General features: G+C 59.8%; 9 protein-coding genes and 1 tRNA gene. 4 read left to right on the top strand and 6 right to left on the bottom strand.

Annotation, left to right across the window (positions count from 1 at the left end; all coding sequences use genetic code 11):
* Positions 1-99 precede the first annotated feature (99 nt).
* A tRNA-Gly gene (locus tag OKC31_RS15285) sits at positions 100-175 on the top strand.
* A 239-nt stretch (positions 176-414) separates the two neighbouring features.
* Here OKC31_RS15285 and OKC31_RS15280 read toward each other — a convergent pair.
* From OKC31_RS15280 to OKC31_RS15270, 3 genes are all read right to left on the bottom strand, one after another.
* Entirely contained in the window at positions 415-624 is a 210-nt protein-coding gene (locus OKC31_RS15280) for a cold-shock protein (protein ID WP_005338972.1), read from the bottom strand.
* A 274-nt stretch (positions 625-898) separates the two neighbouring features.
* Entirely contained in the window at positions 899-1,567 is a 669-nt protein-coding gene (locus tag OKC31_RS15275) for a LysM-like peptidoglycan-binding domain-containing protein (protein ID WP_247823970.1), read from the bottom strand.
* A 99-nt stretch (positions 1,568-1,666) separates the two neighbouring features.
* Positions 1,667-3,769 carry a methyl-accepting chemotaxis protein gene (locus tag OKC31_RS15270; protein ID WP_247823971.1) on the bottom strand — a complete coding sequence of 701 codons (2,103 nt, stop codon included), beginning with the start codon at positions 3,767-3,769 and terminating at the stop codon, positions 1,667-1,669.
* 275 nt (positions 3,770-4,044) lie between these two features.
* On the opposite strand from OKC31_RS15270, the gene gltX reads away from it, so the two are divergent.
* Both gltX and OKC31_RS15260 read left to right on the top strand, forming a co-directional pair.
* Positions 4,045-5,460: a glutamate--tRNA ligase gene (gene gltX / locus OKC31_RS15265; RefSeq protein ID WP_058057262.1), complete on the top strand. Its 1,416-nt coding sequence runs from the start codon at positions 4,045-4,047 to the stop codon at positions 5,458-5,460.
* 8 nt (positions 5,461-5,468) lie between these two features.
* Positions 5,469-5,606, top strand: coding sequence for a glutamyl-tRNA synthetase (locus OKC31_RS15260; protein WP_247823972.1), 138 nt, complete (start codon positions 5,469-5,471; stop codon positions 5,604-5,606).
* Positions 5,607-5,778: 172 nt separating this feature from the next.
* On the opposite strand, the gene OKC31_RS15255 is transcribed toward OKC31_RS15260, so the two are convergent.
* From OKC31_RS15255 to ettA, 3 genes are all read right to left on the bottom strand, one after another.
* Positions 5,779-7,122, bottom strand: coding sequence for an NCS2 family permease (locus OKC31_RS15255; RefSeq protein WP_247823973.1), 1,344 nt, complete (start codon positions 7,120-7,122; stop codon positions 5,779-5,781).
* Positions 7,123-7,386: 264 nt separating this feature from the next.
* Positions 7,387-7,716, bottom strand: coding sequence for a hypothetical protein (locus OKC31_RS15250; RefSeq protein ID WP_005343410.1), 330 nt, complete (start codon positions 7,714-7,716; stop codon positions 7,387-7,389).
* 93 nt (positions 7,717-7,809) lie between these two features.
* Complete coding sequence (gene ettA / locus OKC31_RS15245; protein WP_005338959.1) at positions 7,810-9,477, bottom strand: energy-dependent translational throttle protein EttA; 1,668 nt, start codon at positions 9,475-9,477, stop codon at positions 7,810-7,812.
* Between the two features lie 242 nt (positions 9,478-9,719).
* Between ettA and OKC31_RS15240 the strand changes: the two genes are divergently transcribed.
* Positions 9,720-10,295, top strand: a complete 576-nt coding sequence (locus OKC31_RS15240) for a Crp/Fnr family transcriptional regulator (RefSeq protein ID WP_247823974.1) — start codon at positions 9,720-9,722, stop codon at positions 10,293-10,295.
* The last annotated feature ends 13 nt before the right edge of the window (positions 10,296-10,308 follow it).

Raw genomic sequence — 10,308 nt, 5'->3', positions numbered from 1 at the left:
CGGGAATAGCTCAGTTGGTAGAGCACGACCTTGCCAAGGTCGGGGTCGCGAGTTCGAGTCTCGTTTCCCGCTCCAATCACTTGTAAATGACATTCTGTTGCGGGAATAGCTCAGTTGGTAGAGCACGACCTTGCCAAGGTCGGGGTCGCGAGTTCGAGTCTCGTTTCCCGCTCCAATCTCTCTTCGAAGTCTTCATAATCCCTCTGAATTTCCCCTCACATCGCGCTGCGATGCTTTGTCGTATCTGGCGTTTACTAGGCGCGTCTCTACCACCTCCTGCCAACAGGAAGGGGATGTGGGCTCATGGTGCGGATTGTACGAGGCAAGCGGTTGTGACAAGTGGTGGGAGGCGAGAATTGCGGGCAAAAAAGAGGAGGGGCCTTGGCTCCTCCTGCATGATTCACTGGCGCGGGCTTAAACCAGAGTAACGTTCTCAGCCTGAGGGCCTTTTTTGCCCTGGGTCACAGTGAACTGGACTTTTTGACCCTCAGCCAGGGTTTTGAAACCGGTGCTCTGGATGGAGGAGAAGTGAACGAATACGTCCGGACCCTGGGATTGTTCAATAAAGCCAAAACCCTTGGTTTCGTTGAACCATTTTACCTGGCCGGTGCGAATGTCAGACATGTGCTAAATCCTATCAATAACAAAATGAAACTAAGCCCGTGCTGGGCTGCATTTGCCTTGCAAGCAGGGGTTGGCTCATGACTGACCACGTCTCTTTGTCCCAGTAGCACGTAGAACAATCCCTGTTTAAAGCACAAACGATTGTACGTTAGCGCCGATCCTTGTCAATTTGACCCCTTTCGTTTTTTGAACAAGCTAAAAATATTGTGAAGTCAGTAGCTTATTTGAAGATATTTGACTGAAAAAAACGGGAGGCCAGCGCCTCCCGTTGTTGTTATTCCTTGAGGGCGAACCCTTCGCCCTGCCGGTCGTAGCGGTAAACCGCCTGACCGTAGGAGCGGATCTCCACCCGCTGGATGCGGCGGGTGTCGTCCACCAGGATGAAGATAGAACGGCCCGATTGCAGGCGGGTCAGGGGACGATCCGGCCCCTCGATGGCGATCAGGCGGCTCAGCTCGGCACCCGGCAACTCGAATTTACGCCAGATGGAGTAGAGGGTCTCACCCGCCTGCACATCGTGTTGCAGCCAGGTACCGTTGACCTTCTCTTCGACTGGTTTGGCTGCCGCGGGTGCACTACCTGCCGCGCCATTATCGACAGTTAGAGCTTGAGCAGGCACGGCCAGCGGCACTTCCAGCGAGCCGGAAGGGGCTGCTTTGGGAGCGGATGGTGCCGGCTCCCAGGCCAGCACCAGCAACCAGAGCGGGATCAGGATCAGCAGACCTATGGTGTTTTTGCGGGGCAGCGGGCTGGACAGCTTGAATTTGCCTGCTTTGGCATCCTGGCGGCGTTGGCCGAGGTTGCTCATCCCTTGGCCAAAACGTTGGCGCAGGGACAGGGTCGCGGCATTGATGCGATGGAGCAGGGATCCTTGTGATTCGTCTTGGCGACGCTGCTGGGCTCGTCTGTTATGGCCTCGTGGGCGACGGTCCGGGGTGGGCACGGCATTTACCTCTCACTACATTGCCTGCCATCAGGCAAATTCGTCGCCTATGGTAAACGGACTCGCCCCCGAGGGGGAGAGTCCTGATGCGGAAAATTATCAGCTGAGACGAAATTGACCCAATAATTGCTGCAATTTGTCGGCAGCCTGACGCAAAGCCTGACTGGCTTTGGCCGTTTCGGTCGCATCCTGAGCAATGTCGTTGGCCAGTGCGTTGGTTTTTGACAGGTTGCCGGAGACGGTTTCTGAGACCGAGCTCTGCTCTTCGGCGGCGGAGGCGATCTGATAGGTCATGTCGTTGATGGTGGAGATGGCCTGGTAGATGCTGCCAAGCGCCTCTTCCGCCAGATCCGCCTCGCCCACCGCCTGATGGGTCAGCTGCTGGCTCTGGTTGATGGCGTTGACTGCATTGGTGGAGCTGAGGCGGATCTTCTCGATCAACTCCTGGGTGTTCTGCACCGCCTGCTGGGTATTGCCCGCCAGTTTGCGCACCTCGTCGGCCACCACCGCAAAGCCGCGGCCCTGTTCGCCAGCCCGTGCAGCCTCGATGGCGGCATTGAGGGCCAGCAGGTTGGTCTGATCGGCAATCCCCTGAATGACGGTGAGGATGCTGGTGATCTGGGCGCTGTCGTGGGCCAGCCCTTCCACCACTTCGGCCCCTTTCCCGGCTTCTGCCGCGACCTTGTGCATCGACTGGATCACCTGCTGGAAGCGCTCCTTGCCCTGATCCGCCGCGCCTTGCGCCTGTTTGGCCGAGTCGGCGGTATTGTTGGCGTGGGTGGCCACCTCCTGACTGACGTAGGACATCTCCTGTACCGCGGTCAGCATCTGCTCCATCTCGGCCTGATGGTGCTGCAGGTTGTTGTCGGTCTGACCGGCGATGCGGTCGGTATCACCGGCATAACGGTTCACCTCGCTGGCAGTCTTGAGCACATCCCCGAGCAGCCCCTGCAGTTTGTCGATAAAGCGGTTGATCCCCTTGGCGAGATCCCCCAGCTCATCCACCGAGCGGGTCGTGAGGCGTTTGGTGAGATCCCCTTCACCATCGGCGATGTCATCCACCAGGCTGACCATCTGACGGATGGGGCCTGTGATGCTGCGGGCAATCACCAGCATGGTGGCCAGCGCCAGCACCAGTACGATAACGGCACCCACCAATTGCTGGGTCATGGCTGCCTGGTTCATGTCGCTCAGCTGGCTCTCCAGTTGATCGGCCCCCGCCAGTACCACCTTGTAGGGCAGGGTGACGATGATGGCCCAGTTGCGGCTCATTCCCGGTACCATGATGGGGACGGAAATACGGAATGACTCGTCCAGCTCCTGACGCTGAACTTCCGGTTTCAGGTACTGCTGCCACTGGTTGCCCAGCACCTTACTTGCGCTGCTGCCGAGCAGGCTGGCATCGCCGCTGGTGCCGGTGATGACACCGGCGGCGCTGACGATCAGGGTTTCGCCCTGGCCGTCATAGATATTGCTGTTGAGGCTCTTGGCCTGACGGCTGATGGAGTCCACCGCCAGATCCAGCGCGGCGATCCCCTTGAACTGACCATCCACCATGATGGGGGTGGTGATGGTGCTCACCAGCACCTGCTGACCGTTGATATCCACCTTGAAGGGATCGATCAGGCAGGAGCGCCCCTCCCGCTTCGGGCAGGCGTAGTAGTCGTTGGCGGGATTGCCGAATTCGTCCGGGTCGGTTTTTTCGATGGAGAGCAGCAGATCGGTGCCGATTTGATCCTTGTCGCGATAGAAGTAGGGCACGAAGCGCCCCTTGTCATCACTGCCCAGCGCACTCTGGCCAGCAAAGCTGGCATCCTGACCGTCGAAACCGTTGGGCTCGAAGCCGGCAAAGGCGCCATAGAGCTGGGGCTCCAACGCCAATTGTGCCTTGAGCAGGTCGGTGGCCTGCTGGCGATCGAGCGGCAGCAGGCCCTGCTGTTGCTGGGCGAAGACGCTGGCCATCTGCTGGGTGTAGGAGAGCCCCTTTTGCAACAGCTGGGTGATGGTGGCCGCTTCGGCGCGGGCGTTGGCACTGACCTTCTGCCATGCCTCCTGCTGCAGGGCGGCGCGGCTGGAGCTGATGGTCAGCTTCTGGGTCTGTTGACCGGAGTACTGGTTGAGCAGGATCAGGATGACCAGGGCTGTCGTCATGGCGATCCCGGCCATGACCAGTATTCGGGTCTGGATTGAACGGAACTGCATCGTCTCTTCCTTGTTCTTGTTGCGTGGGGCGTTGAGAGTTGTCTGGATATCGGCAGGAGGAGGCAGCTCTCCAGCGCTATGCATAGCAAATCGGAAATGGGGATTCTGTTCTGCGATCCCCTTCAAAGATCAGGGGGGCAGGGCGGCGTTGCGCAAATTAAACCTGCTACTTTGCCCTTTGCGGCTTCATGGTTTTCCCATCCGTGATTGTCGGTGCTAAAATGCGACGGTTTTTTTAACGAATTGGCCCAAGGCCCTCTACACAAGGCTTAAAGATGAAAGTCAAAACCCGTTTTGCTCCCAGCCCGACCGGCTTTTTGCATGTCGGCGGTGCCCGTACCGCACTCTATTCCTGGTTGTTTGCAAAGAACCAGGGCGGTGAGTTTGTGCTGCGTATCGAGGATACCGATCTGGAACGTTCCACTCAGGAGGCCATCGACGCCATCATTGAGGGCATGGAATGGCTGGAGCTGAACTGGGATGAGGGCCCCTACTACCAGACCAAGCGCTTCGATCGCTACAACGCGCTGATCGACGAGATGCTGGCTGACGGCCGCGCCTACAAGTGCTACTGCTCCAAGGAGCGTCTGGAAGCGCTGCGTGAAGGCCAGATGGCCAACGGCGAGAAACCGCGTTATGACGGCAAGTGCCGCGACCACGCCCACGATCACCCGGCCGATGCGCCGCACGTGATCCGCTTCCGCAACCCGACCGAAGGCTCCGTGGTGTTCGATGACCACGTCCGTGGCCGCATCGAGTTCGCCAACACCGAGCTGGACGATCTGATCATCCGCCGTACCGACGGCGCGCCGACCTACAACTTCTGCGTGGTGGTCGATGACTGGGATATGGAGATCACCCACGTGGTGCGTGGCGAAGACCACATCAACAACACCCCGCGCCAGATCAACATCTACAAGGCGCTGAACGCGCCGGTACCGGAGTTTGCCCACGTCTCCATGATCCTGGGTGACGACGGTGCCAAGCTCTCCAAGCGCCACGGTGCAGTCTCCGTGATGCAGTACCGCGATGACGGCTACCTGCCGGAAGCGCTGCTGAACTATCTGGTGCGTCTGGGCTGGTCCCACGGCGATCAGGAGATCTTCAGCCTGGAAGAGATGATCAAGCTGTTCAGCCTGGATGCCATCTCCAAGTCTGCCTCTGCCTTCAATACCGACAAGCTGCTGTGGCTGAACAACCACTACATGCGCAGCCTGGATCCGGCTTATGTTGCCAAGCATCTGGCATGGCACATGGAAAACCAGAAGATCGACACCAGCAATGGCCCGGCGCTGGCCGACGTGGTCACCCTGCTGGCCGAGCGCTGCAACACCCTGGTCGAGATGGCCGCCCAGAGCCGCTACCTGTTCGAAGAGTATGAAGCGATCGACGAAGCGGCTGCCAAGAAGCACCTGCGCGGCGTTGCTGCCGAGCCGCTGGCTCTGGCCAAAACCAAGCTGGCTGCACTGGATAGCTGGACTACCGAAGCGCTGCACGAGCTGATTGAAGCGACCGCTGCCGAGCTGGGTCAGGGCATGGGCAAGGTTGGTATGCCGCTGCGTGTAGCCGTCACCGGTCTGGGTCAGTCCCCAGCCATCGACGCCGTGATGGCGCTGGTCGGCAAAGAGCGCGTACTGGCCCGTATCGACCGCGCGCTGGCTTACATCGAAGCCCGTATGGCTGCCGAGTAAGCCTGACGTTGCCGGTCGTCATCACCGCTCTAGGTAAATCCCCCCCTGCCATCGACGCCGTGATGGTGCTGGTGGGCAAGGAGCGCGTACTGGCCCGTATCGACCGCGCGCTGGCTTACATCGAAGCCCGCATGGCTGCCGAGTAACTGCTGCCGATGTGGCAGGCGAGGGGATAACCCTGCTCTGCCACATGCTGAATAGAAAAAATCCGAAACCACTGGTTTCGGATTTTTTTATGGCCAGAGCACAGGCCGAGAATAGTTTGGGATAAAAAAATGCCAGTCAGCTGACTGGCATTTTTGTTGGCGAAAGCCTGACTTAGTGACCGTCTACCCAGAAGAACTTGAGGACGAACAGCAGGGCTACCACCAGCACGCAGGGGTTGATTTCGCGCCAGCGGCCGGTGCCCGCCTTCATCACGCAGTAGGAGATGAAGCCCACGGCGATCCCCTCGGTGATGGAGAAGCTGAACGGCATCATCACCGCAGTCATGAAGGCCGGAACCGCTTCGGTCAGATCTTCCCACTTCACCCGGGTCAGCTCGGAGCACATCAGCACACCCACATAGATAAGGGCGCCAGCGGCGGCATAGGCCGGCACCATGGCGGCGACCGGAGAGAAGAAGATTGCCAGCAGGAACAGGATGCCGACCACGATGGCAGTCAGACCGGTACGGCCGCCGACGGCAACGCCGGAGCTGCTCTCGATGAAGGCGGTGACCGAGGATGTGCCCATAAAGGCGCCGCCGACCGAGCTCACGCTATCGACCAGCAGTGCCTGCTTCATGCGCGGGAAGTGCCCCTTGTCATCGGCCAGCTTGGCGCGGTTGGTGACGCCGATCAGGGTGCCGGAGGAGTCGAACAGGTTGACCAGCATAAAGGAGAAGATGATCCCGGCCAGGCTGATATCGAGCGATCCCATCAGATCCAGCTGGCCGAACACCGGCTCGATGCTGGGGGGCATGGAGACAAAGCCCTTGAAGGTGACATCGCCAAACAGCCAGCCCAGACCCGTGGTGACCACGATGGCGATCAGCACGGCGGAGTGGACGCCGCGGGCGGAGAAGATGCAGATCAGGAAGAAACCGAGCAGACCCAGCAGGCAGGGCAGGGAGGTGAGGTTGCCCACGGTTACCATAGTCGCGGGGCTGGCCACCACGATCCCGGCGTTGTGCAGGCCGAGCAGGGCGATCAGCAAGCCGATACCGGCGGTGATGCCGACCCGCAGGGTGAGCGGGATGTTGCCGATCAGCCAGTAGCGCACTCGCAGCAGGGTGAGGATCAACAGACCCATGGCACCCCAGAAGATGGTGCCCATGCCCACTTGCCAGGAGTAACCCATACCGGCGACGACCACGAAGGCGAAGAAGGCGTTGAGGCCCATGGCGGGAGCCAGGGCGATCGGCAGGTTGGCCAACAGGCCCATCAGGATGCTGCCGATACCGGCGATGAGGCAGGTGGTGACGAACACGGCCTGGGTGTCCATGCCCGCCGCAGAGAGGATCTGCGGGTTGACGAACACGATATAGACCATGGTCAGGAAGGTGGTGATACCGGCAATCACTTCGGTGCGGGCGGTAGTGCCATGGCCTTGCAGGGCAAACAGGCGCTCAAGCAATCCTTGCCCGGCGGCCTGATTGGCAGCTTGGTGTTGTTGATTCATGTTGGATTCCAATAGGTGACGTGAAATAAGCAGCAGGGGAACGGGCTATCCCATCCATGCGGGGTAAATTGCCCTTTTTCTGGCGGTTAAGTAACCAGACTCGTCCTGATACCGTGACAGCGCGCACATTTTTACACAGGCGGCGCCGTTTACAAACCCCGGATCTGCGAAGCAGATCAATGAATAGAGTAAAAATTCAAACGTTTGCTTTTTGAGCATGATAAAAGGTTCTCAGCAGAGAACCTTTTATCGAAAATTGGGGGCTTACAGGGTTTTGAAGTAGCGCTCGACCAGCTGGGCCAGCACCGAGTCGAGCCGGTCTTGCACTTCACCCAGCTCGCGGCCGAAGCGGCGCAGAAAGAGGCTTGCCTGCTCTTCGGTCAGCTTGCGCCCCTCGATAAAGAACTCCTGCTCAGGCAGTTGCTTGTCGTAGCGGGGGATCAGCACCCAGCTCACCAGCTCGGGCTCCACGGCGGCAAAAATCTTGGCGGCAGCAGCACAGAAGGTCTCTATGTGCTCCTTGCCATCCGGCCCGAGGCAACCCGGTTCAACCCGGATCTGGATGGTGAGTTTTTTCTCTATGGGGGTCGTCATCGTGCTACATCCATGCAAAGGCATCCGTCTAGGATTGTAAGTCAAAAGGCAAGAGAAAGGGGAGCCGAAGCTCCCCTCAACACGCAGTCAGCCCTATTTGGCGATGCGCTTGTACTTGGCGCGATGGGGCTGGATCGCCTCGGCGCCGTAGGTCTTTTTCTTCCACTCTTCGTATTCGGTAAAGTTACCTTCGAAGAACTCGATCTTGCCCTCATCCTGATAGTCGAGGATGTGAGTGGCGATACGGTCGAGGAACCAGCGGTCGTGGGAGATGACCATGGCACAACCCGGGAACTCCAGCAGGGCGTTCTCGAGGGCGCGCAGGGTTTCGATATCCAGATCGTTGGTCGGTTCATCCAGCAGCAGCACGTTGCCGCCGGTCTGCAGCAGCTTGGCCAGATGCAGACGACCGCGCTCACCACCGGAGAGCTCGCCAACCCGCTTCTGCTGATCGGAACCCTTGAAGTTGAAGCGGCCGATGTAGGCGCGGCTCGGGAACTCGTAGTTGCCGATGCGCAGGATATCCTGACCGTCAGCGACCTCTTCGAATACCGTCTTCTTGTCATCCATGCTGTCGCGGAACTGATCGACAGAGGCCAGTACCACGGTTTCACCCAGGGTTATGGCGCCGGAATCCGGCTGCTCCTGACCCGACATCATGCGGAACAGGGTAGACTTACCGGCACCGTTAGGACCGATGATGCCGACGATGGCCCCTTTCGGAATGGCAAACGACAGATCGTCGATCAGCACCCGATCACCGTAGGATTTGCGCAGGTTGGCCACTTCAACCACCTTGTCGCCGAGGCGCGGTCCGGGCGGAATGAACAGCTCGTTGGTCTCGTTGCGCTTCTGGTAGTCGTTGGTGTTGAGCTCTTCGAAGCGAGCCATACGGGCCTTGGACTTGGCCTGACGGCCTTTCGGGTTTTGACGAACCCACTCCAGCTCTTTTTCGATGGACTTGCGACGGGCCGCTTCGGAACTGGCTTCCTGCGCCAGACGGGCATCCTTCTGCTCCAGCCAGGAGGAGTAGTTGCCTTCCCACGGGATACCTTCGCCGCGGTCCAGCTCCAGGATCCAGCCCGCCACGTTGTCGAGGAAGTAACGGTCGTGAGTGATGGCCACAACAGTGCCTTCGTAGTCGTGCAGGAAGCGCTCCAGCCAGGCCACGGATTCCGCATCCAGGTGGTTGGTTGGTTCGTCCAGCAGCAGCATGTCCGGCTTTTCCAGCAGCAGACGGCAGAGTGCCACACGGCGGCGCTCACCACCGGAGAGGTGCTTGATCTTGGCATCCCAGGCCGGCAGGCGCAGGGCATCGGCCGCGCGCTCCAGCTGGTTTTCCATGTTGTGACCGCCCTGGGCCTGGATGATGGCTTCCAGCTCGCCCTGTTCGCGGGCCAGCTTGTCAAAGTCGGCATCCGGGTCGGCGTAGGCCGCATAGACCTCGTCCAGACGGGCCATGGCGCGCTTCACCTCGCCAACGGCCTCTTCGACCGCTTCGCGTACGGTCTGCTCCGGCTCCAGCTTCGGCTCCTGCGGCAGGTAGCCGATCTTGATGCCGGGCTGCGGACGGGCTTCCCCTTCGATCTCGGTGTCGATGCCCGCCATGATGCGCAGCAGGGTCGATTTACCGGCGCCGTTCAGACCCAGCACGCCGATCTTGGCGCCCGGGAAGAAGCTCAAGGAGATGTTCTTGAGAATATGACGCTTGGGCGGCACTACCTTGCCGACCCGGTTCATGGTGTAAATAAATTGAGCCATTGGCTAATTCTCTTCCTTTTCAGCAGGTTAATGTCTTGGCATTAACAGACTGATGTCGTGGTGGGGCCAGGTCGACACAGGTCAACCGGGTTCCAAAAAACCCGTCGATTGTAAACCAACGGACGAGGGGGGGCAAAGGTGGCACCCGGCTATGTCCCCCCTTTGCCGCAGCGGTCACGCCTTGCTGCATCAGCCGTGCAATTTGGGCATGATGTGGGCTGCCGTTTTGTTCCGGAGCCGTCATGAACCCATCTCCTCAAGCCCCCTCACTGGCCGACTTTCTCTGCACAATGGGATTGGACGCCGCGCTGAGTGAAGCTCTCTGCCAGCGCTTGCCACGGCAGACGCTGCGCGCCGGTCAGGCACTGTTGGCGCAAGGGGCAGGGCAGGAAGCTGCCTTCTATATCGAAGCGGGCATCGCTCGCGCCTGCCACTACACCCGGGACGGACAGGAGCGCTGCAAGGAGTTCTACTTCGAGGGGGAACTCTGCCTGCTCTATGACAGCTGGCTCACGGGATCGATCGCCCGCTATCAGCTGGAGGCGCTGACGGAGTTGCAGGTGGTGCGGGTGCCGCTCACCCTGCTGGATGAGCCCGCCTGGCAGCCGGTTTGCATGGCCCTGCTACGCCAGCAGCTCGGTTACAAGGAGCGCAAGGAGGCGTTTTTGCTGCTCCACTCCCCCGAGGAACGTTATCGGGAGCTCTGCCACACCTTCCCTCACTGGCCTGCGCGGCTCACTCAGGTGCAGCTCGCCAACTACATCGGCATCAGCCCGGTCACCCTGTCACGGATCCGCAGGCGCATTAACACGGGTTAATGCCGCTCTCCGG

It is taken from the genome of Aeromonas sp. Y293-4 (assembly GCF_027705905.1).
GTDB classification, from domain to species: domain Bacteria; phylum Pseudomonadota; class Gammaproteobacteria; order Enterobacterales; family Aeromonadaceae; genus Aeromonas; species Aeromonas veronii.
The sequence above is the reverse complement of the archived record's forward strand: the minus strand, read 5'-3'. Positions and strand labels throughout refer to the sequence as shown.